Genomic DNA, 21,817 nt, shown 5'->3' with positions numbered 1-21,817 from the left:
AATGACCCGCCAGCGCAGGGCGCATAGGGCGCGGCATGCCGTATTTACAGGACGGTAACTAGTAATGCTGAGCCGTTTGCACCTGCCGCACGGGCGCGGGGCATGTCATCGTGCCGTCATGGGCGGGCGCTATCGTGGCGACAGCACCACTTTTAAAGGTTTCCCACATGCTGCCGTTGCACCGTAACAGCCTGATTGCCGCCGCGCTCGCGTTGCCCCTGTTCTTGTTCCTGTACGCCACACTGGGGCACCTTAAACCGTTTGCCATCTGGAAGTGGATGGATATCGTCTGCGAAGGCGGCACGGCCGTCATGGCGGGCATCTGGTTCTTGTTTACCCTCAGCAGCCGTCCCCGCGGGCTGGTGACGCGCCTGATCGCGGGCGGCCTGTGCGCCATCATGCTGGGCTCCTGGGCCGATTGCCTTGACGAATTCTTTGCCGTCGATAAGAGCGCCGTGTGGGATAACTGGCTGGAAGCATTGATTCCGTTCGGCATGCTGGTGCTGACGATCGGCATGTATTACTGGCGCCAGGAACAGTTCCGCCTGAACGAGCACCTGCAAAAGCGCGAACGCCTGTTCCGCGACCACCGCGCCTTCGACCGCATCACGCAGCTGGCCGACGCCAGCTACCTGCGCACGCAGATGCGCCTGGAACAGGAGCGCCGGCCCGGCCTCGATTGCGCGCTGGTCTTGCTCGACATCGACAGCTTTCATTTGATTAACCGCGAATACGGCCACCGCGAAGGCGACCGCGTGCTGCAAGCCGTGGGTCACATGCTGCTGTTGAACCTGCGCAATGACGACTTGCTGTGCCGCTATGCGGGCGACCGCTTCGCCGTGCTGATGCCGGGCGTGTCGCGCGAGGATGCGGCCGCGAAGGCGCGCCACCTGTGCGCCATGGTGGGGCAGATGCGCCACCACGCCAACGACAACCGTGAAATCCGCTTGAGCCTGCGGCATGCGTGCGCGCTCACCGATGGCGTGCCGGAAGTGGTGTTGGCCGAGCTGAGCCGGGCCGTGGAAACGCCCGGCCGCAGCGCCGGCCCCAGGGCCAGTTCCGCCGCGCCTGCCTGATGCCGCTGAACCAGCAGGGCGACCCCAGCATCGCGGCCCATCACCAGCCGGCGCTGGTGCTCGATTATGCGCGCAGCCGCGAACTGGCCGTGGCGCCGCTGCTCAAGGGCACGGGTCTCGATGGCGGCGCGCTGCCGTCCGCGGAAAGCCAGGTCAGCGCCGCGCAATACCTGCAATTGCTGGCCAACGTGGCGCGCGGCCTGGACAGTGCCGACACCAGCTTCATGCTGGGCCAGCAAATGCTGCCCGGCCATTACGGCGCGGCCAGCCATGCCTTGCTGCAGGCGCAGAATCTGCGCCAGGCGCTTGGCATCCTGTGCGGATTTCATACCTTGCTGTGTCCGCTGTTGCAACCGCGCTTGCGCGAGGCGGGCGACATGCACGTGCTGTATTGGGTCGATGCGTTCGGCGCGCCCAGCCAGCTGCCGTTTCTGGTGGAAATGCACATGACGGCGCTGGTGGCCATGTGCCGCTGGCTGGCCGGCGAAGCACTGCCGTGGCGCTTCTGCTTCAACCGCGCGCGGCCCCGCCACGTGGAGCAGCACGAAGTGCATCTGGGCCAGGCGCTGCGTTTCGATTGCCAGGTGGACGCCATGCTCATCGATTCCAGCTGGCTGGATAAGCCCTGGCCGCGCGGCAATGCGACGGCGGCGGCGCTGGCCTTGCGCGCGGCGGCCGTGGCGCCCGTGCCGGCGGCGAGCCTGCTCGGTGCGCTGTACGACTATCTGCTGGCGAACATCCGCTGCGCGCCGACCCTGGAGCGCACGGCGCAGGAGTTCGGCGTCAGTCCCGCCACCCTGAAACGCCACCTGGCGCGCCATGGCACGCATTTCCAGGCCGAGCTGGACCAGGTGCGCGCGCACAAGGCGATCTATCTGTTTCAGGCGCATGGCTACGACAACGATGCCGTGGCCGCCTACCTTGGCTTTCATGATGCCACCAACTTCCGCCGCTCGTTCAAGCGCTGGACGGGGCAAACGCCGCAGTTATTGCGTCACGCACTGGCCTTGTTTGTTGCTGGTTAAAGACGTTCCGCACGCGGCGTTGCGCGCCAGCGCCACGGACAGTCGTTCCTGCGGGAACAATTGCCCGTTCTGCTACATCCATAGTACACTCGATCAGAGAGCGAACAGACGCGCTTTGAGGCGCTCCGGCACGGCGTCACGCGACGCCGCAATACCGTCATCCTGATGGCGGTGCCGGCGGCAGACGACCGGTGTGCCGTGCCTTAACCCAGCCTGGAAACTGGCGTCACCCGTGGGGTGCGCCGGAAACCGGGCAACTTGATAATGCTCAATCGTGTATTCACAATCGCAGATCGATCCAGTCGTCAGTTTCCGCAACACCCAGGGTGAGGCGGTGCGCGGCACGATTTTCAACTTGCAGCGCAATTCGCTGGTCATGGAAATCTATAATCCATACTCGATTGTGCAGGTCAGCGAGGTGCTCAATGACGTAACGGTGCGCATGGGGGCGAAAAACGCCTACGTGGGCAAGGCCGTCGTCATCAGCAGCGTCAACACGGGCCTGACCGCCATCGTTTCCGTGACCCTGATCGACGAGTGGCGCGAGCTGAGCGACGTGGTGGTGGTCAAGGGCGCCGTGCAGAAAGAGTCCAGCGCCTTTGTTGCCGGCTGGGGCGAGCGCTTCCGCATCCGCCGCGATTACCAGATCGTCGTCAACGAAATGCGCGCCTTCCTGTCGGAAGTGTCGCGCTGGGTCGAGCAAGTCGACTTGTCCGACTCGCTGCCCAAGGAAAACGGCCGGCTGCGCCCCGATATCTTCGACGAACTGGCCTTGCCGCTGATGGAGCAGACCCAGCTGTATCTGCGCCAGCTGGAAGTGGAAGCGTCGCTCGTCGAGGAAGAGCGGGCGCCCGCGCACCGCGCCTTCGCCCAGGCGGCGCTGCATCCATTGATCCTGCGCGCGCCGTTCGTCTTCCGCACGTTTACCAAGCCGCTCGGTTACGCGGGCGATTACCAGATGGTGAACCAGCTGCTGGACGACCCGCGCCAGGGGCCGAGCACGTACTTTCAGATCGTCAATGCGGCCTTCCTGCAGGCGGCCGTAGCCACGGCGCACCGCAACCGCATCGATATCCTGACGGAATTCCTGTCGCAGAAAGCGGCCGCGGCGCGCGCTGCCGGGCGCGTGTATAAAGTGCTCAACGTGGGCTGCGGCCCGGCCATCGAGGTGCAGCGCTTCCTGGAAACGTGCCCGGACGCGCAGTGGCTGGCCTTCGAACTGGTCGACTTCAGCAGCGAGACCCTGGACTGGACGCGCGCGCGGCTGACGACCATCATGCAGCGCACGGGAAGAGTGGTCGAGATCGATTATGTGCACGATTCCGTGCACAACCTGCTCAAGCGCCGCCATGGCGCCGGTATCACGGGCTTGCCCGGCAGTTTCGACGCCGTGTATTGCGCCGGCCTGTTCGACTATCTGTCCGACAAGGTGTGCGCGCGCCTGCTGATGCACTTCGCCTCGCGCGTGGGTCCCGGCGGGCGTCTGCTGGTGACGAATGTGCACGCGGATAATCCGGGCAAGTTCGGCATGGAGCATTTGCTGGAATGGCATTTGATCTATCGCAATGAGGCGGGCCTGTCGGCCTTGCTGCCCGAACATGCAACGGACCCGAAAATCTATGTCGACGCCACGGGCGTGAATGTGTTCGCGGAAGTGAGCATTCCTTGATGGATACTCCAGGCCTGCACGCCGGCTATACGGCCGTTTTGCGCGACTTCCGCCTGGAATTCAGCCGCGGCGGGGCGTACACGGGCATCGTGCTGATCCTGCTGGGCATGGGCCTCGATTCGGCCCTGTATCCGGACAAGCAGTCGGCGTTTACCAGTGCGCGCATCCTCGTGTCCGTGCTGATCTTTTGCGTCGTGCTGGCCATGCGCACGCGCTGGGCGCAGGACCGCATCCAGGGCTTGACCTTTGTCTGGCTGATCCTGCCGCAAATCATGATCGCCTGGATGATCGCCGTCACGGAAGGCGCCACCTCGATCTATTACGTGGGCATGACCCTGGCCATCTATTCGTCGGGCATCGTGCTGGCCTTCGGCTTGTGGCAGAATATGGTTTTCGGCGCCATCTCCTGCCTGCTGTATGTGGGCGCCTGTGCCTGGCATGCGGGCGGCTTCGACCTGGCGGGTACGTTTGTCGTCAATTGTTTGTTCCTGATCATGTCGGCCAGCATCAGTGCCGTGTTTACCTATTTCAATGAGCGCGCCCGCTTCATGCTGTTCCAGCTGAAGGCGGAAGTGGCGCAAAAGAACACGCAGCTGGAAGAAACCAACAAAAGTCTGGCCGATATCAAGGGGCAGATGCTGCAGCAAGAGAAAATGGCTGCCATCGGCACCCTGGCCGCCGGCATGCTGCACGAGGTAAACAACCCCGTGAATTTCTGCATGATGGCCATCGAGGTGGCCATCGAAGACCCGGCCGCCAAGCAAAGCGCGCTCGTCAGCGAATGCCTGGCCGACGCCAAGCAGGGCATGCTGCGCGTGCAGCACATCGTGTCCGATTTAAAAACCTTTGCCTACCGCAAGAGCGGCAACCAGCTGGAGACGGGCCACTTCCAGTTCCGCAGCGCGCTCGACGCGGCCATCCGCCTGGTGGGCCATGAAACGAAGAATGTCAGCATCAGCCACGACTTGCCGGTCGACACCCTGGTGCGCGGCGACGAGGCGGCCATCGTGGGGGTGCTGATCAACTTGCTGGGCAATGCCGTGCTGTCCATGCGCAAGGGCAATGCGCCGCCGTTCGAGATCCGCATCACGGCCCACTGGGACGAGAACCGCCTGCGCATCAGCGTGCGCGACAACGGCCCCGGCATCGCCCCGGAAAACCTGGCGCGCGTGTTCGAACCGTTCTTCACCACGCGCGAAGTGGGGCAGGGCCTGGGTCTGGGCCTGAGCATCAGCTATGGCGTGATCGAGCGCCACGGCGGCACCCTCACGGCCGAAAGCGTGCTGGGGGAATGGGCCAGCATGAATTTCGACTTGCAGCGCTCCGATTGGGAGGGCCGTTAGCATGGATAACGATAGCCGCGCCAGCGTGCTGTACGTGGACGACGAAGCGCTCGCCTGCAAGTATTTCGAGCGCGCCGCCGGGGCCCGCTACCGCGTGTTGACGGCGCTCAGCGTCGATGCGGCGCTGGCTTTGCTGGCAGACGAGGCCGGCCAGATCGACGTGCTCGTCACCGATTACCGCATGCCGGACCGCCTGGGCAGCGAATTGCTGCAGGAAGTGGCGCAGCGCTATCCGCACATCGTCTGCATGCTCGTCACCGCGTACGCGGACAAGGACGTGCTGCTCGAACTGATCAACGGCGGCACCTTGTTCCGCCTGCTGGAAAAACCGCTCGACCTGACCGTCATGCAAACGGCGCTGCAACTGGCCGTGCAGACGGGGCGCGAGCGCGCCGCGCGCCGCCAGGGCCTGGTGGCGATGGAAGAATCGCTGGCGTTTCTTGCGCATGAATTGAACACGCCGCTGGCGGCCATCGCCAATTTTGCGCGCGGCATCGCCCGGCGCGCGCAGGCGGAGGCCGCGCCGCAGGCCGAGATCGGCGAAGCGGCCGCCTTGATGCACGACAATGCGCGCTATTGCCTGTCGGTCCTGGCCAGCTTTGTCGACACGGTGCGCCTGGCCAGCGCCGGGCCCGGCATGCAGGGCGGACGCCGCGCCGGCAGCGCGCGCCAGCTGCTGGCCGCCTTGCTCGACAGCTATCCCTTGAGCACGGCCCAGCGCGCCGCCATCACGGTGGACGTGGGCGACGATTTCTCCATTGCCGAGTCGCCCAATTGCGTCGCGCTGATCCTGTCGTCCGTGCTGGCGAATGCCTTGCGCTCGGCCGGTGAGCAGACTCATCCGGCGATCGGCATCCGCATCGACGCGGGCCGCATCATGGTGCGCGACAACGGTGCCGGCATCGCCCCCGAGATTGTCGAACAGCTGTTGATCGACCCCGTCAGTGCCAGCGGCGACGAAGGCAAGGGCTGGGGCATGGTGTTTTGCCACCGCATGATGCAGTCGTTCGGCGGCAACCTCGACATCGCCACCGAGTTTGGCATTTCCACCACGGTAACCCTGAATTTTCCAGTACATATAAGGAACGAGCATGATTGACGCCAATCTGCGTTTACCGGCTCAGCGTGAGCCGGCGCAAGGCTTGCCGACGATACTCTATGTCGATGACGAGGCCAACGCCCTCAAATACTTCCAGCGCGCCATCGCGCCGCTGGCCGACGTGCTGACGGCCACCTCGGTCGAGGAGGGCAAGCGCATCTTAGACGAGCAGGCCGACCGCATCGCCGTGCTGGTGTCGGACCAGCGCATGCCGGGCGCCTATGGCAACGAGCTGCTGTCGTATTGCTGGGACCGCCATCCGCACATCGTGCGCATCCTGACCACCGCGTATTCGGAGCTCGAACATACGGTGGAAGCCGTCAACCAGGGGCAGATCCACCGCTACATCCAGAAGCCGTGGGATATCGCGGCGTTGCGCATGGAACTCAAGCAGGCGCTGGAACTGGCGCGCTTGCGCAACGAGCACGCGCAATTGCTGCGCGAAAAGCTGATGGTGCGCCAGCGGCAAGCCGTCGCCAACCGCATCGGCACCCTGTATGCGCTGTGCGCCAGCCTGGCCGGTCCGGAACAGCAGCTGCCCGTGGAAGCGTATTTGTCGGCGGCCCTGACGGCCGGCGTCACGCCGCCCGAGCCGGACTGGCTGTTGATGGATTATGCCGACCTGGTCAGTTCGGAAGCCTTCCGCGGCACGGCCTTTGCCGCTGCCGTGCGCCAGCAGCTCGACACGCTCGAGCGCGAGCATCCGGGGCGCGGCGTGGAACAGGCGGTCGACATGCTGCTGCCCGTGTTCGGCGCGGCGCTGCAAAACCAGGGCGGCACGGCGCTGTTCCTCGATGGCCGGCTGTTGACGGAATTCCTGGAAACGCCCACCACCACGCCCGTCTCGGCCATCCACTCCTTCTGGCTGGCCAGCTTGCTGTGGCTGGCGCGGCGCGGCTGGTCCTTGCAGCTCAGTAAAACGGAAATGGGCTTGCAGGGCAAGGTGGTGCAGGCTGAACCGGCGCTCACGCCGGATCACCTGGCGGCCTGGATCGAGCAGTTCTAGGCGGGCTGCCCCGCAAGGGGCGGCGCCAACGACAACAGGGCCGCGCGGCCCTGTTTTTCATCGCGACGGGGAAGGCTTAGCGCTCCGCCGCCGCCTTCAGGTTGTTCAAGCCCTTCTCGAAATCCTTGCCGATCATGGTATCCATGCTGACGAAGACCGTCATGACCTTGCTCACGTAAGGGCTGGGACCTGTCATGGTCCAGTTCACCTTGGTGCTGTCGCCTTCTTGTGTCATGGCAAACGTGGTGGTGTTATGGCTTTCGAACGGCTTGAGGAAGTCCAGCTTGATGACGGTGCGTTCGGGCTGGGCCGCTTCCGTGATTTCCATGCGGCCGGCGCCCACCTTGTCATTGCCCGTCCACGCATATTGCGCGCCCAGGCCGTTGGCGGGGCCCGTAAACGTGCGGCGCATGGCCGGATCGAGCTTTTCCCACGGCGACCAGGCGGCCCAGTAGTGGAAGTCCGTGATCAGGGCGGCGATTTTCTCGGGCGGTGCCTTGATGGTGATTTCGCGCTGGACACTGAAGGTGTCGGGTTTGGTGGTGGCATAGCCGAGGATGGCGGCGACGACGACAACGATCAGCAGCAGGGTTTTTTTGATCATATGCTCTCCAAATCTTGAATGGTCGATGCGAACGAATCAAGGCAATCTTAGCAGATATGAATGGCTGTGCGCGGCCTGTTGGCCTTTATTTGCGCCAGCTCTGCACAGGGCCGCCCGCACGCCCGCCTGCACGCCCGTTCACCGCCGCGCACGCCAGGTTTGCGCGGGTTTGTGGCGAGGGTCGCCGTCCGCTAGAATGCTGGCCTGCAAAGATTTCAGAGGGAAATATGATTCAACGATCGATCGCCAGGCTGACCCTGGCGTGCGGCCTGCTGGCTTCCGCCTTTGCCGCGAACCTGGCGCATGCCGATGCCTGTCCTGCCCATTACGTCGATGGCCGCAAGCCGGAAATCACCAACCCCAAGCTGGACGTGGCAACCAGGGAGCTGTGCTACAACGTGTTTGGCGTGATGCATTCGGGTATCACGCGCACGCCGCTGTGGTCGGCCGAGCACTTGACGGCGAACAACCTCGAAGCGGCACAGGACTTGTCGCGCGAAAATTCCTTCCACGCGGAGCGCAAGCTGCCCGCCGCCCAGCGCGCCGAGCTGGCCGATTATGCGCGCAGCGGCTTCGACCGTGGCCACATGGCGCCGAACGGCGACATGCCGGACCGCCAGAGCCAGCGCGACAGCTTTACCCTGGCCAACATGGTGCCGCAGGATGCGCGCAACAACCGCTATGTGTGGGCCGGCATCGAGGGCGCCGTGCGCAAGATGGCGAAGAAAGAGGGCGACCTGTACGTGATCACGGGGCCGGCGTTCATTGGCGGCAACCTGCGCAAGGTGGGACGAGTCATCGTCCCCAGCCACCTGTACAAGGCCGTGTACAGCCCGCGCCAGCGCGCCGGCGCCGCCTACTTCATTGAAAACGTCGATACCAAGGCGTATGAAGTGCTGAGCATTGCGCAACTGGAAGACAGGATAGGCATCGATCTGTTACCGTCGCTGACGCGGCAGCAAAAGTTGCGCATGCTGAGTTTGCCCAAGATCAATAGCAAGTCGAAAAAATAATCCCTTTGAGAGGAAATCCCATGTGCGCAAAGAAATTCGTCCCGTACGCCAATGAAAGCGATGTGCTGGAGATCGGCAGCCTGAGCATCGAAAACCGGATCGACCGCATCAGCATCAGCGGCGACATCGACCTGACCCTGGACAAGCCGGGCCTGGCCCTGGCGAAACAGTTGCAAAAACTGCTGGGCGACGTGGTGGCCCAGCTGGAGAAGCAGGACTTGCCCGACCAGCTGCCGCCGCCCGAAGTGACCTCGGTGGCCAATCCCTTCGAGTGACGCTGGCGGGGACGTCTACGGCGCCGCCTTGGCGGCGCGATAGTAGCCTTTCCGGCTGAGTTCTTCCGGTGCATTCGCCACTTCATACGCGGTCAAGGCGATGGCGATGGCCGAGTATTGCTGCGCCGCGCCGAATGGCTGCACGTTGTCGTACGTGTCGAGCAGCGTGTGATGCACGCGCGCATAGTCGAAATCGCCGAGCACGGTAAATTTCGGCGTCGGCACGCCATGCAGGCTGAAGACGGCGTCATCGCTGCCTGCCCGCGCGCTCATCGCCTTGCCGGCATCGCGCGGCACGTCGTTGATGCTCGTGGCGAAGCCGAACACGGGGTGGATGTCTTGCAATGCCCGTTCGACACGGCCGAACACGGGCTGCCAGGCCGTGGGAATGGCGATGCCGTCGATGGCGCCGGGCCGGCCGTCGCGGTTGAGCATCATGACGATATGCTCCAATTGTCCCGCATGCCGCTCGGCGAACGCGAACGATCCCTTGCGGCCGATTTCCTCCGCGCCGAAGGCCACCAGCATGATGGTGCGGCGCGGCTTCGCCCCGGAGAGCGCCAGCAGGCGCATCGCTTCCAGCATCGTGGCCACGCCGCCGCCATTGTCGGCCGCGCCCGTGCCGCCGTCATAGCTGTCGAGGTGGGCGCCGATCAGCACGATTTCCTCCGGCTTTTCCGTGCCCGGAATGCGGGCGACGACGTTGTGATACGTCACCGGGCCCGGATAAAACCAGTTGCGGATGTCAAACTCCAGGGTGACGGCTTCACCGCGCGCCAGGCGCTGGCGGATGTCGGCATACTGTGGCGCGGCCAGCTTGATGTCGGGCAAGGTCGGCAGGGCCGCCCACGCGGCGGGCGCGGCGCTGGCGGCATACAGCGGTTCTTCGCCGGACTGGATGGTGCCGAGGGCGCCCGCCTGCATCAGCACCCGGGTGATGGCCCTGGGCTTGTGGATGGTGCTGCCATCGCGCCCGCCGCCCCCGTTTTCACCGCCGATCAGCACCCATTTGCCCTTGAATTGCGCGGCGCGCGCCTGCGCCTCTTCCAGGGTGGCCGGTCCCATCATGGCCAGGCCCTGCTGCACGCCACGCGTGCCGGCCGAGTAGGCGGGCGTCGCCAGGCGCAGCGGCTGCTCTTCGGGTGCCAGCATCTTGCCCGACCAGGGGCCGCGGTTGAAGCCGGCTGGCATCTGGCCCGCTTTTTCCAGTTCGGCTTGCACGCCCCATTGCCGCAGTTGCATGCGCGCCCATTGCGCCGCATGCGTGTAGGCGTCGCTGCCGGCCATGCGGCCGCCGAAGCGGTTGCTGAGGATGTCGAGCCAGTCCATCGCGCGTGGCTCGCCGGTGCCCAGCGCAACAATCCGGCGCGCCGTGGCGTCGCCGGACGGCGACGTTGCGGCTTCGATGCCGGCATTCCTGCCGGACAGCGTGGCGACGAAGGCGGGCAGCCTGCCTTGCCGGCGCGCCGCCAGCGCCGCATCCAGCTTCGCGGAACGGTTCAGCTTATCCTGGCGCAACAGGGTTTCGTAGGCGCGCAGCACGCCCTGCATGCCCGCCAGGTCGCTGGCGCTCTGCTGCCCGGCCTGCTCCGGGTGTTCGATCTGGAAGGCCATCGCGCTGGCCAGGTATTGAAAGACCGTTGCCTCGCGGATGGCCGGCCGGCTGGCGATGGAAAGCCAGCTTTCCAGCGCGCTGGCCGGTAGCGTGAAGTCGGGAATCGCTTCGATCCATGCGCCCAGCCAGGCGCCGTCGCGCTGTTGCACGGCCAGCGGATCGCGCTGCGCCTCTTGCGCCATCTGCACCGCGCGCGCGCGCTCGGCCGGCGTGGAAGGGCCGCGCGCGGCGCCGCTTGCCGCTGGCGGTGCGGCTGGCAGCGCGGGCGCCACATAGCGTTCCCTGAGCCGCGTGCCGCTCACGGGCTTGGGCTCGTTCTCATCGGTTTCGACCAGGCGTTCGCCGCTCAGCGCATCGCCCCTGGCTTGCAAGGTCCAGCGTATCGTCACGTCGGTGCTGACCTCCTTGCCGTTGCGCCCCGTGCTGATGCGCTTGCCGCCATGCCGGAAGACGGTGCCGGCGGGACCGTTTGTCCCGTGCACCGTGCGCGGCGCGGTGAGCTGGCCCCGTTCGTCGAGCCACGCGATCGTCGCGCGCAAGCCGCCTTGCTCTTCGCTAATGTCGAGGATGCCCGTGTCGATCAGGTCGGCCTCGACGCCATTCGTCGTGGTCGTGCCCGTCGCCGTCCGGAATTGCCACTGTCCGGCGAGGGCCGGCGCTTGCGCGTACAGGGCGCCCGGCAGCGCGGCAGCGGCGAGGATGCAGCTGGCGTAAAGGTGGGGATGGAACAGGTGCATGGTTGTCCTTGTCATGGTTTTCACTCGGGAAGAGTCGAAAAACAGTATGCGGATAACCAGATTGCCAAGATGCTACTTTCCGACCAAGGCCGGGATTTGCGGAATGAAGGCGGGTTTGGCCGCGCCGAATGCCAGGTCAACCCCATCCGGCAAGCTGCATCGGACGAGGTTGATCTGGCACAAACTTACTTGGCGAACGCCTGTGCCGCCGGCGTGACGGTGACGGCTGCCGGTTGGATGCCCAGCTTCATCGCGCCGATGACCTTGTCTTCATCGAGCAGCGCCTGCGGCTTGTTGCCGTCGTACTTGATGGGCGAAAACGCGTCGCTGACGAGCTTTTCCTTCAAGCCGGCCGCATCCTTGGCGACGATCACCACGGACAGGTTCTTTGCCGACAGATGCTGTTTGATGGCGCGGTTGACGTCTTGTACCGTCAGTTTCGACAAGCCGTCACGCATCAGCTTGGTGAACTCGGGCGTGCCATACCATTGCGAATCGAGCGCATAACCGAGTTGCTGGTCCTGCGTCGACGTCATGACGAAGACGTTCTTCATCAGGTAATCGCGCGTGGTGGCGAAATCGTCCTGCGTCAAGCCATTGTCGACCAGCTTGCCCAATTCCGTCAGGGCCACGCGCAGGGCGAAATGGGCGTTGTCCGGCGCCACGGGGCGGATCCAGATTTCGAACAGCTGCGCCTTGCGGCCCAGGTTCGGGTTCGGGAAGAACTGGTACATGCCGCGCGGGAAGGCTTCGATGTACGCGTAGTCGCCATAGTTCATGCCGCGGATTTCACGGATGCGCTGGTACAGGTAGGAATTCGAGGCGCGGTGTTCGCCCAGCCACGTCTTCGCCAGCCACAGGGCGGGGAAGTCCGGGTGCGTGCGCGTCACCTCCAAAGGCAAGCCGAAGGAAATGGCCGTGGCGCGCGTGTTTTTCTCGATGATTTCCACTTCCAGGCCCTGCGCCTTGCGGCCCGCGGGTTTCACGGTGGCGGGCAAGCCTGGGCCGGCCGGCAGGCTTGCCAGCGCCTGCGTCAGCGAGGCCGTCATGGCGTCCGACACGTCGCCGGAAATGCCGACCTTGACGGCGCCTTGCGCATACGCGCTCTTCCAGAACTGTTTCACGTCGTCCAGGGTGATGGCGTCGATGCCGGCGACCGTGCCCAGCACGGGGTGGCCGTACGGCGTGCCCGCATACACATTCGTTTGCAGGCGTTCCTTGGCGAATTCCTCTTCGTTATTGTCCTTCAGGTCCAGCAGCAGCGCGTTCTTTTGCGCATCCTTCAGGCGGCGGAAGTCGTCTTCGCGGAAACCGGGCGAGAGCAGCAGCGGCAGGGCGATGGCGTTGAACTGGGTCCAGTTATCCCGGTGGATGGAACCCGTAAAGGTCGTCATTTCCTTGTCCGTCTGCTGGCTGAAACTGCCGGCCAGCGGGAACAGGGCCTGGTTGACTTCGTCGATCTTGCGCTCGGACGAGCCGCCCGACGCCACCATGGATGCCGTCAGCGCGGCCAGGCCTTCCTTACCTTGCGGGTCTTGCGCGGAACCGGCCGTAAACAGCAGCTTGTAGCGGATTTGCGGCAGCGCGGACTTTTGCACCAGCACGTCGAACTTCGCGGTCGAGGCGGCCGGCAGCAGGCTGGCCAGTGTCGGCGTGGCGGCGATGGCGGCCGCCATCGGCTGGTGCGACAGGGTCGTCACCACCAGGCCCTCGTCCGTCAGGTATTTGCGCGCGGCCGCCTGCAGGTCGGCCGGCGTGAGCGTATCGATCAGGCGGTAGTACTGGTTGATGGTGGCGTAGGAACGGTCGAAATGCACGAAGGACGCCAGGGTGCCGGCGATCTGTTCCGTGTTGTCGAGCGAGCGGATCAAGCCGTATTTTTCCGCCGACTTGGCGTCCGCCAGGTCTTTGTCGCTCACTGGCGTGTCGCGCAGCCGCGCCACGGTGGCCAGGATGGCGTCGCGCACGTAGACGGCATCGTCGATGTTCTTCACGCGCGCGCCCAGCACGGCCAGGGTCGGGTCGACCCGGTCCGGCGTCATCTCGAACAGCTGGTCGACCTTTTGCTCGTTCTGCACCAGGCGTTTATACAGGGGCGAGGTGCGGCCGAAGGACAGCGACAGCAACGTCGCCAGCGCCGCCTGGTCCTTGTCCTTCACGGAAAACGCGGGCGCGTGGAAGCCCACGGCCACCCACGGCAGGGTCGGCGTGGGCCAGGCCACGTGCTTGTAGACGGGGCCGCGCGGCTTTGGCTCCACGGGCACGGCCGCCTGCTGCTTGCCGCGCTGCCAGCTGCTCCAGTATTTTTCCACCAGCGCGATCGCTTGCTGCGGTTCCACGTCGCCGGCGATGATGATGGTGGTGCGCTCGGGACGGTACCAGCGGTCGAAGAAGAGCTTCGAGTACGCGTACTGGTTCGGCATGTCTTCGATGTCCTGAATGAAACCCATCGTCGTGTGCTTGTAGGTATGCGTCGTGTAGGCGCTGTCGCGCATCACTTCGAACAGTTTCGACACGGGATTGGCGCTGTTCTTGTTGTATTCGCCCAGCACGGCACGCGATTCCGTCTTGAACGCGTCTTCCGCATAGTCGAGGTGCTGGAAGCGGTCCGCTTCCACCTTCAGCACGGTTTCCAGGTCTTGCTTGGCAAACGTCGTGTGGTAATTGGTCAAGTCGTCGCTCGTATACGCGTTCTGGCGCGCGCCGGCGCGGGTGATGACTTCCTGGTATTTCTCGGGCGGATAAGCCTTGGTGCCGCGGAACATCATGTGTTCGAAGAAGTGGGCGAAACCGGACTTGCCCGGTTCGACTTCGTTGCGCGAACCCGTCTGCACGGGAATCTGCAGCGAGACGAGGTTCGGGAAGCCGGTCGGCACGATGATGATCTTCAAGCCGTTGGGCAAGGTCTTTTCCGTGGCCTTGAACGGCAGCAGATCGGCCTTGGCGGCGGTGGCGCCGTGGGCAGCGGCCGGCTTGACGGGCGCGGCGCCCAGGTTCGACGAGGCCATGGCCGACAGGGCCAGGGCGAAAGCGGGTAATAAAGCGGGCATGATTCTTGACACGAGGGCTCCTTCTTTTTTGGATGTTATGAAAGTGCAACGCCGCAGCATAGAATATTCGTGCCGCCCTGCATAGGGGCTAACAGTCGGGCCGCAGGATGCGTGTCGTCAGATGCGTCAGAAAATCGCGCCGGGTCGCCAGGAACATGCGGATATACACGATGTCGTGCGCCCGGACATGGTGATACACGACGCGGATTTCTTCGCACAGGCATTGCCGCACATCCATGCCGAGGTCGCGGGCGGCTTCGACGGGGGTGCCGCTGGCGGGGAGGGTCTTGAGATCGGCGAATAATTGCCGGAAAGCCAGGAGCAACTGCGCATGGGCCGCCGCCGCATGGCGCGCCTGGAAGTCGCTGCGCAATTCCCTGAAATCGGCTGCGGCGCTGTTCAGCACGACGATGCGCGTCATCTCAATCCTGGTCGAGGCTGGCCAGGAAATCTTCTTCGGACACCACGTCGCCGCGCGCGTTGTCCCGGTTGCCCATGGCGATCAGTTTCATAAATGCATGCTGTTCCTGCATCTGCCGCGCCTGCCGCTTGCCTTCCTGATAGGCATGCATCGACAGCACGACCATCTTCGCTTCGCCATTCTGCGTGATGATCAGCGGTTCGTCCTGACCCGCGTCAAAGCTGCTGACGATTTCCGTCGTGTGGGCCTTCAAATAGGAAATCGGCTTGATGCGTTCCTTGAGGTCCATGGCGGCTCCGCGATTGAATGTAAATTAGATCGGACTAAATATACGCCAAATTTGGTCGTGTTTCCTGATGCGGGCACTTGCCGCTTACGTCAGCGTCGTTTCCGGCAGGCTGATGCGGTTGCGGCCCAGGTGCTTGGCGCGGTACAGGGCGCAGTCGGCCGTGTGGATCAGTTGGCCCAGTTCCGTGCCGGGGCCGGGCAAGGCCGTGGCGGCGCCGATGCTGACGGTGACGCAGGCGCCGTCGGGACGCTTGCGCGGCAGTTGCAGCCGTTCCACGCGCTGGCGGATGCGTTCGGCCACGATGGCCGCGCCCTTCAGCGACTGGTTCGGCAGGATGACGGCAAATTCCTCGCCGCCGTAGCGCGCCACCAGGTCGTTCGTGCGCATTTCGCTGGCCACGGCGCCGGCCACCTTGCGCAGGCACAGGTCGCCGCCCTGGTGGCCGTGGCTGTCGTTGTATTCCTTGAAATTGTCGACGTCGACCATCAGCAGCGACAGGGGCTGGCCCTGCCGCTGGGCGCGCTGCCACTCGGCCAGGAGGGTGTCGTCGAAGCAGCGCCGGTTTGCCAGGCCCGTCAGGCCGTCGCGCGTGGCCAGGCGTTCCAGTTCCACGTGCGCGCGTTTTTCATCCGTCATGTCGCGCAGGGTTTCGACGACGGCGATCAGCTCGTCGTGGTTGCCATAGATGGGGCTGGCATCGACGGCCAGGTAGCGGCGCCGCCCCGTGCGCGGCATGTCGCACCAGTTTTCCGCGCACAGATTGCCGCCCGAGCTGCTGCGGTATTGCTGCTGGGCGTGCAGCGCGCGCATGTCGCCGCCGCGCCCGGCCAGCAGCAGGTCGGCCAGGGTGGGGCGCTCGTCGTTGTAGAAGCAGCGGCCCGGCTCGCGCGTGCGCAGCACTTCGGCCGCGGGCACGCCCGTCAGCTGCTCGCAGGCGCGGTTCCAGATCATGACCTGGCCATGCACGTCGAGGACAAAGGTGGGCACCACCAGCAACTCCATCATCTTGACGGCGAAACCCTGGGCTGCATCGCAGGGCGATGCGCTGGCATGAGCATGGCTATCCGGCATGTAAGCATCCTTCTTGGGGTGAATGGGGCTGGCTCGTTGGCCATGATGCAGTGCAGCGGGGCGGAGGGTGTTGATATTGAGCAATACTTATTGCGCAATACGATCAGTCGTGCAGCAGGGTCGCCTCCTCGCAGTCAGCCAGCGGCAGGGACAGGCGCAAGGTGGTGCCGGCGCCGCTGCGGCTTTCGATGTGCAGGCTGCCGCCGGCGGCAGCCACGCGCTCATGCATGCCGGACAGGCCGCAACCGAGGCGCGGCGGCGAGCCCGACAGCCCGATGCCGTCGTCGCTGATGCGGCATGCCAGGGCGGCCCCCTCTTGTTGCAGGCTCAGCTGGACATGCGTGGCGCGCGCATGGCGGGCGATGTTCGCCAGCGCCTCCTGCAGCACGTGATACAGCAGGGGGCCGTGCGCGCTGCCGGCGGCGGCGTCGAGCCGGTAGTCGCAGCTGCAGTCGATGCCCGTGGTGCGCTTGAAATCCGCCAGCAAGCCGTCGCACGCCGCTTGCAGTCCTGCGTCGAGGGCGGGCGGGCGCAGGTCGTGGATGACGCAGCGCAGCGCCGCGATGCTGAGGTCGATATTGCGCGCCATCATGGCCAGTTGCCGCGCCAGCAAGGGTGCGGCGTCATGCGTGCTGGTCTGCAGCATGGCCAGGTCGATTTTCAGGGTCAGCAGATGCTGGCCCAGGTCGTCGTGGATGTCGCGCCCGATGCGCAGGCGTTCCTGCGCGCGCGCCTTGTGCTGTTCGCCGGCCAGGCGTGCCTGTTCCGCCTCCGCGCGCAGCTGTTCCAGTGCCTGCAGACGCAGCGCCAGGCGGTGCTGGCGCCACAGCAGCAGCGCCAGGGCGCCGAGCAGGATGGCGCAGGCCAGTGTTGGCGGGGAGGGCGTGCCGGCCTGCTGCATCGACCCGGCGGCATGGCCGGCGTGCAGGGCCGCGAGTGCGGCCGCCGCCAGGCAGGCCAGAATACTCAGGCGGTACGGCGGGCGTAGCCAGCGTTGCAGCATGTCCATGCTCCCTTAAAGTTTTCCATCAGGCAATGTTCTTACAGAAAATATATTAACTTGGGATTATTTATATTGTCTAAACGCAAAAGCCGCGCAGTTTTGCCCGCCCGTGTCGCTTTCCGGCCCCCGGATGCCGCAGCGGCAGGTGACGGGCACGGCATTTGCACGGGAAGTGTCGTGGCGGCATATAATAGAGGGTTGTCAATCGGCTTTTGCGGTAACGGCGCCACGCGCCGGCTCCGATGCGTTCGCCCTGCGCGATGACGCCAGCCAGCTCTTAGGAAATACAGTGACTTATAGCATCAAAGAGATTTTTTATACCCTGCAGGGCGAAGGTGCGCACGCGGGCCGTCCGGCCGTGTTTTGCCGCTTTTCCGGCTGCAACCTGTGGACGGGCCGCGAAAGCGACCGCGCCACGGCCGTGTGCCAGTTCTGCGACACGGATTTCGTCGGTACCGATGGCGAACTGGGCGGCAAGTTCAAGACGCCGCAGGAATTGGCCGCGCTGATCGACAGCCTGTGGCCGGCCAGCTATACCGCCAGCAAATACGTGGTGTTTACGGGCGGCGAACCGCTGCTGCAGCTGGACACGGCCCTGATCGACGCCATGCACGCGGTCGGCTTTACCATCGCCATCGAAACCAACGGTACCTTGCCCGTGCCGGCCGGCGTGGACTGGATCTGCGTCAGCCCGAAGATGGGTTCCACCCTGGTGGTGCACAAAGGCAATGAAATCAAGGTCGTCATCCCCCAGTTCCAGCAAGACCTGGCCGCCTACGAACAACTGGACTTCGAGAACTTCTTCGTGCAGGCGATGGACGGCCCCCTGGCCGCGCACAACATGAAGCTGGCCATCGAAACGTGCAAAAGCAACCCGAAGTGGAAGCTGAGCCTGCAAACCCATAAACTCCTGCAAATACCTTAACAAAACAATATGCTGACTATCACACGCAAGCTCGAATTCGACGCGGGCCACCGCATTCCCGACCACAAAAGCCAGTGCCGCAACCTGCACGGCCACCGCTACACGGTGGAAATCACCCTGGTCGGCAAGGTCATCGAAGCGGAAGGCAATTCCGACAACGGCATGATCATGGACTTTTCCGACGTCAAGACGCTGGCCAAGCAGCACCTGGTCGATGTCTGGGACCACGCCTTCCTCGTGTATGAAAAAGATACGGCCGTGCGCGACTTCCTGGCCAGCCTGCCCGACCATAAAACCGTCGTCATCGACCGTATCCCGACCGTGGAAAACCTGGCGCGCATCGCCTTCGAGATCCTGAAAGCGGCCTTTACCGACCATTTCGGCACGGGCTTGCACCTGCATAAGCTGGTGCTGCATGAAACGCCGAATTGCTGGGCAGAAGTGACCGATGATTGAAACGCACGCTGGCGCGCAGGACGCGCGCTATATGCAGCTGGCCCTGGAGCAGGCCCAGCACGCTTGGGACCTGGGTGAAGTGCCCGTCGGCGCCGTCGTCGTCAAGGATGGCGAAGTCATCGCCGTGGGCTACAACCAGCCCATCGGCCGCCACGACCCCACGGCGCACGCGGAAGTCATGGCCTTGCGCGCGGCCGCCGAAAAGCTGGGCAACTACCGCTTGCCCGGCTGCGAGCTGTACGTGACGCTGGAACCGTGCGTGATGTGCTCGGGCGCCATGCTGCATGCGCGGCTGGCGCGCGTGGTGTACGGCGCGGGCGACCCGAAGACGGGCGCCTGCGGTTCCGTGCTGAACCTGTTCGAGCAGCCGGCGCTGAACCACCAGACGGCCATCGTTGGCGGCGTGCTGGCCGACGAGTGCGGCGCTTTCCTCAAGCGTTTCTTTGCCGAACGCCGCCGCGCGCAGGCGGAAGCGCGCAAGCTGGCCCATCCTCCGGCCTGATTTCGGCCCAGGCAGGGCAGGGTCGCCATGGCCTTGTCCCGCGTGCCAGCCACCCCGGCTGGCATTTTTTATAATTGTTGCGAAATAACATCTGTCTAGACCACTTTGCCATTCTCAAATGAGAATGATTCGTGTTACAGTATTGTTTTCGCCAGCAAACTTTCCTTATGCATCGTTAACACTTTCGTTATCGATCCGGGTTCAAGAGCCAGCCTCCACTCTTAAACCGGATCATCATGACTACAGTGCTTCTGCAGCGTTCCGCTGCGCCCGTCGTATCTCCCGTTCTTGCCCGCCGCCACAACCTCGTGCTGCGTGCCGCCTTGCTGGGCTTGTTCGCCGCGCCGCTGCTGCCTGCCGTGGCGCAAACGGCCGCCATCAACGCGGGCACGGCCGCCCAGGAACCGGCCAGGCTGCCTGTCTTCCCGGAAATCGTCGTCAACGCCAAGCAGGATTACGAACGCCGCGCCGGCACCAAGACGGTGATCCGCAGCGACGACCTGGAGCGCCGCAACGTGACGGACATGGCCGGCGTCGTGCGCTATCAGCCGCTGATCAGCACGCCAATGGCGGCTTCGGGCGGCGGCGGCATGTGGGATGGCGCGGGCAATACCGGTTACAACATCCGCGGCCTGGAAGGCAACCGGGTCAGCCTGGAACTCGACGGCATTTCCCTGCCCGACGCGTCACCGAAGCCGGACAGCAGTAACATGAACGCGTTTGGCATGGGCCGCGATTATTTTGATCCAGAAACTTTCCGCGAAGTGCGCATCGATTCGGGCACGACGGCCGTCAGCGGCGCCAATCCCGGCCTGGGCGGCGGCGTGGCCTTCATCACCAAGTCGCCCGAAGATTACCTGGGCGAAGGGGTGGACCATTATGTGGCGTATAAATACGGCCGCGCCACGGTGGACCGCAGCAATGCGCACACCCTGACGGGCGCCGCCAAGATTGGCGCCAATCTGCAAGGCCTGGCCGTGTACGTGCACCGCGACGGCGAGCAGCTTGACAGCCGCGGCAGCGCCACCGTCAACCCGGATGACTGGCATTCGAACGCCTTGCTGTCGAAGCTGGTGTGGGCCTTGCCGGGCGAACAAAAGCTGGACTTGACGGTCGACATGTTCGAACGCAAGAACAAGCGCGACCTCAACAATAAAGTCAGCGCCATGTACCCGGACGGCGTGCAGCAGGATTCCACCACCAAGCGCACCCGCGTCAGCCTGGGCCACGAGGTGGTGCTGAAGGATTTCGCCCTGTTCGACCGCCTGACCTCGAAAGTCTACCTGCAGAATGCGAAGATCGAGGACAAGAGCAAGGGGCGCTATGTCTACCGCGGCAACGCCCAGCGCGCCATCGATACCAGCTTCAAGAATGACAGCATCGGCTTGAGTTCGGAAGCGTTCAAGCAGCTCAACGCGGACAACGCGCTGCTGTACGGCGTGCAGCTGGAACAGGCCAAATCGCGCCGGCCCTGGATGGAAGACCGCACCCTCATCGCCACGGGCGAGCACCAGATCACGCGCAAGAACCGCATGGCCGACATGGATGTCACCAAGCTGGCCCTGTACGTGCGCGACGACCTCAGTTTCGACCTGGGCGGCAAGAAAGCCGTGCTGACGCCGGGCCTGCGTGCCGACTACCGCAAGCTGGAGCCGAAAAACCTGCAGAACTACCTGATCGGCGTGCCGAATGCGGCCAAGGAAGTGCGCAAGGAGAGCGATTCCTACTTCACGCCGAGCCTGAGCCTGTCCGTGGAAGTGCTGCCGCAAATGCAAGCCTACGCCACGTTCACGCGCGGCACGCGCCTGCCGACGGCGATCGAACGCACGGGTACCTATGATTCCATCAGCTATACGGGCACGGGTAATGGCTATGCCGTGCTGGGCAATCCGAATCTGGGCAAAGAAACCAGCAAGGCGTATGAGCTGGGGCTGAAAGGCGACGTGACCAGGGGCTTGAGCATGCAGGCGTCCGTCTACCAGACGGAGTACAAGAATATGATCGAGTACGTGGCGCAAGAGCTGGATCCGGTGAATTACCCGACCCTCACCCTGGGCCTGTTCCGTCCGGAAAACATCGGCAATGCCCGTACCTGGGGCGCCGAGCTGAGCCTGCGCGCGGAGCTGGGCACCTGGTTGCCCGCCATGCAGGGCTACCGCGTCGACCTGGCCACGGGCGTGGCCAAGGGCCGCTCCTTCAATACCCTGACGGGCGACAGCGGCGGCCTGGCCTCGGTGGCGCCGGCCAAGACGGCGCTGACCTTCGGCTATGACCATGCGAACAAGTTGTTCGGCCTGGAACTGACGGCGCTGCATGCCGGCGAGAAACAGGCGCCGAACGATTTGCTGATGGGCTCGACCGCACCGCTCTTCAAGGTGCCGTCGTACACCATCTTCGACCTGTCGACTTACTGGAACGTGCACAAGAACGCCAAGATCATCGTCGGCGTGTACAACTTGACGGATCGCAAGTACTGGGATTACGCCGCCGCGCGCAGCCTGGCCGCCGGCACCACGGCGGCCAGCCGCCTGGAGATCGAGCGCTACGCCAAGCCGGGCCGCAACGTCGCCGCCAGCCTCAGCGTGAATTTCTAAATTTTTACCGGGGGAGGGGCGCCTGTCCCTCTTTTTTCCATGTT

Annotated in this window: 19 protein-coding genes; 12 read left to right on the top strand and 7 right to left on the bottom strand. The window is 64.3% G+C overall.

The window, feature by feature from the left end:
- Nucleotides 1-167 precede the first annotated feature (167 nt).
- The 6 genes from BZG29_RS16280 to BZG29_RS16255 all read left to right on the top strand — a co-directional run bounded on the left by BZG29_RS16280 (nucleotide 168) and on the right by BZG29_RS16255 (nucleotide 7,218).
- The gene (locus BZG29_RS16280; RefSeq protein WP_077404925.1) at nucleotides 168-1,076 is read left to right on the top strand and encodes a GGDEF domain-containing protein; all 909 of its coding nucleotides are present in this window, start codon (nucleotides 168-170) and stop codon (nucleotides 1,074-1,076) included.
- The gene (locus tag BZG29_RS16275; RefSeq protein WP_077404922.1) at nucleotides 1,076-2,101 is read left to right on the top strand and encodes an AraC family transcriptional regulator; all 1,026 of its coding nucleotides are present in this window, start codon (nucleotides 1,076-1,078) and stop codon (nucleotides 2,099-2,101) included. Before BZG29_RS16280 ends, BZG29_RS16275 begins: the two co-directional genes overlap by 1 nt.
- Nucleotides 2,102-2,375: 274 nt before the next feature.
- Entirely contained in the window at nucleotides 2,376-3,770 is a 1,395-nt protein-coding gene (locus BZG29_RS16270) for a class I SAM-dependent methyltransferase (RefSeq protein ID WP_077404919.1), read from the top strand.
- On the top strand, nucleotides 3,770-5,113 hold the full coding sequence (locus BZG29_RS16265; protein ID WP_077404916.1) for a HAMP domain-containing sensor histidine kinase: 1,344 nt from the start codon (nucleotides 3,770-3,772) through the stop codon (nucleotides 5,111-5,113). The genes BZG29_RS16270 and BZG29_RS16265 overlap by 1 nt, the downstream gene beginning before the upstream one ends.
- A 1-nt stretch (nucleotide 5,114) precedes the next feature.
- Nucleotides 5,115-6,212, top strand: coding sequence for a hybrid sensor histidine kinase/response regulator (locus BZG29_RS16260; protein WP_077404914.1), 1,098 nt, complete (start codon nucleotides 5,115-5,117; stop codon nucleotides 6,210-6,212).
- Entirely contained in the window at nucleotides 6,205-7,218 is a 1,014-nt protein-coding gene (locus BZG29_RS16255; protein ID WP_077404911.1) for a response regulator, read from the top strand. The genes BZG29_RS16260 and BZG29_RS16255 overlap by 8 nt, the downstream gene beginning before the upstream one ends.
- 76 nt (nucleotides 7,219-7,294) lie before the next feature.
- Here the strand turns inward: BZG29_RS16255 and BZG29_RS16250 are convergent, their stop codons facing one another.
- Nucleotides 7,295-7,822 (bottom strand): SRPBCC family protein, encoded by a 528-nt coding sequence (locus BZG29_RS16250; protein WP_077404908.1) that lies wholly within the window; start codon nucleotides 7,820-7,822, stop codon nucleotides 7,295-7,297.
- A 227-nt stretch (nucleotides 7,823-8,049) separates the two neighbouring features.
- Between BZG29_RS16250 and BZG29_RS16245 the strand changes: the two genes are divergently transcribed.
- Together BZG29_RS16245 and BZG29_RS16240 are read left to right on the top strand one after the other, a co-directional pair.
- Nucleotides 8,050-8,835 (top strand): DNA/RNA non-specific endonuclease, encoded by a 786-nt coding sequence (locus BZG29_RS16245; RefSeq protein ID WP_077404905.1) that lies wholly within the window; start codon nucleotides 8,050-8,052, stop codon nucleotides 8,833-8,835.
- Between the two features lie 20 nt (nucleotides 8,836-8,855).
- On the top strand, nucleotides 8,856-9,110 hold the full coding sequence (locus BZG29_RS16240; RefSeq protein WP_077404902.1) for a hypothetical protein: 255 nt from the start codon (nucleotides 8,856-8,858) through the stop codon (nucleotides 9,108-9,110).
- 15 nt (nucleotides 9,111-9,125) lie between these two features.
- Here the strand turns inward: BZG29_RS16240 and BZG29_RS16235 are convergent, their stop codons facing one another.
- The 6 genes from BZG29_RS16235 to BZG29_RS16210 all read right to left on the bottom strand — a co-directional run bounded on the left by BZG29_RS16235 (nucleotide 9,126) and on the right by BZG29_RS16210 (nucleotide 17,302).
- Nucleotides 9,126-11,477, bottom strand: coding sequence for a M20/M25/M40 family metallo-hydrolase (locus BZG29_RS16235; RefSeq protein WP_077404899.1), 2,352 nt, complete (start codon nucleotides 11,475-11,477; stop codon nucleotides 9,126-9,128).
- Nucleotides 11,478-11,647: 170 nt separating this feature from the next.
- Complete coding sequence (locus BZG29_RS16230; RefSeq protein ID WP_253192602.1) at nucleotides 11,648-14,512, bottom strand: pitrilysin family protein; 2,865 nt, start codon at nucleotides 14,510-14,512, stop codon at nucleotides 11,648-11,650.
- Between the two features lie 88 nt (nucleotides 14,513-14,600).
- Nucleotides 14,601-14,933, bottom strand: a complete 333-nt coding sequence (locus BZG29_RS16225) for a type II toxin-antitoxin system RelE/ParE family toxin (RefSeq protein ID WP_077404896.1) — start codon at nucleotides 14,931-14,933, stop codon at nucleotides 14,601-14,603.
- 1 nt (nucleotide 14,934) lies between these two features.
- Nucleotides 14,935-15,222 carry a type II toxin-antitoxin system Phd/YefM family antitoxin gene (locus BZG29_RS16220; protein WP_077404893.1) on the bottom strand — a complete coding sequence of 96 codons (288 nt, stop codon included), beginning with the start codon at nucleotides 15,220-15,222 and terminating at the stop codon, nucleotides 14,935-14,937.
- 84 nt (nucleotides 15,223-15,306) lie between these two features.
- Nucleotides 15,307-16,293: a diguanylate cyclase gene (locus BZG29_RS16215; protein WP_150130943.1), complete on the bottom strand. Its 987-nt coding sequence runs from the start codon at nucleotides 16,291-16,293 to the stop codon at nucleotides 15,307-15,309.
- Nucleotides 16,294-16,396: 103 nt separating this feature from the next.
- Complete coding sequence (locus tag BZG29_RS16210; protein WP_077404887.1) at nucleotides 16,397-17,302, bottom strand: sensor histidine kinase; 906 nt, start codon at nucleotides 17,300-17,302, stop codon at nucleotides 16,397-16,399.
- A gap of 283 nt (nucleotides 17,303-17,585) precedes the next feature.
- Here BZG29_RS16210 and queE point away from each other — a divergent pair, with 283 nt between their 5' ends.
- From queE to BZG29_RS16190, 4 genes are all read left to right on the top strand, one after another.
- Entirely contained in the window at nucleotides 17,586-18,221 is a 636-nt protein-coding gene (gene queE / locus BZG29_RS16205; protein ID WP_077404884.1) for a 7-carboxy-7-deazaguanine synthase, read from the top strand.
- A gap of 9 nt (nucleotides 18,222-18,230) precedes the next feature.
- Complete coding sequence (queD, locus tag BZG29_RS16200) at nucleotides 18,231-18,677, top strand: 6-carboxytetrahydropterin synthase QueD (protein WP_035819191.1); 447 nt, start codon at nucleotides 18,231-18,233, stop codon at nucleotides 18,675-18,677.
- On the top strand, nucleotides 18,670-19,179 hold the full coding sequence (tadA, locus tag BZG29_RS16195) for a tRNA adenosine(34) deaminase TadA (RefSeq protein WP_077404881.1): 510 nt from the start codon (nucleotides 18,670-18,672) through the stop codon (nucleotides 19,177-19,179). Before queD ends, tadA begins: the two co-directional genes overlap by 8 nt.
- 236 nt (nucleotides 19,180-19,415) lie before the next feature.
- The gene (locus BZG29_RS16190; protein WP_077404877.1) at nucleotides 19,416-21,773 is read left to right on the top strand and encodes a TonB-dependent hemoglobin/transferrin/lactoferrin family receptor; all 2,358 of its coding nucleotides are present in this window, start codon (nucleotides 19,416-19,418) and stop codon (nucleotides 21,771-21,773) included.
- Nucleotides 21,774-21,817: the final 44 nt, after the last annotated feature.

The sequence above is a fragment of the Janthinobacterium sp. LM6 genome (assembly GCF_002002885.1).
Lineage (GTDB): Bacteria > Pseudomonadota > Gammaproteobacteria > Burkholderiales > Burkholderiaceae_D > Janthinobacterium > Janthinobacterium kumbetense.
This window is presented reverse-complemented; position numbering and strand designations above follow the sequence as displayed.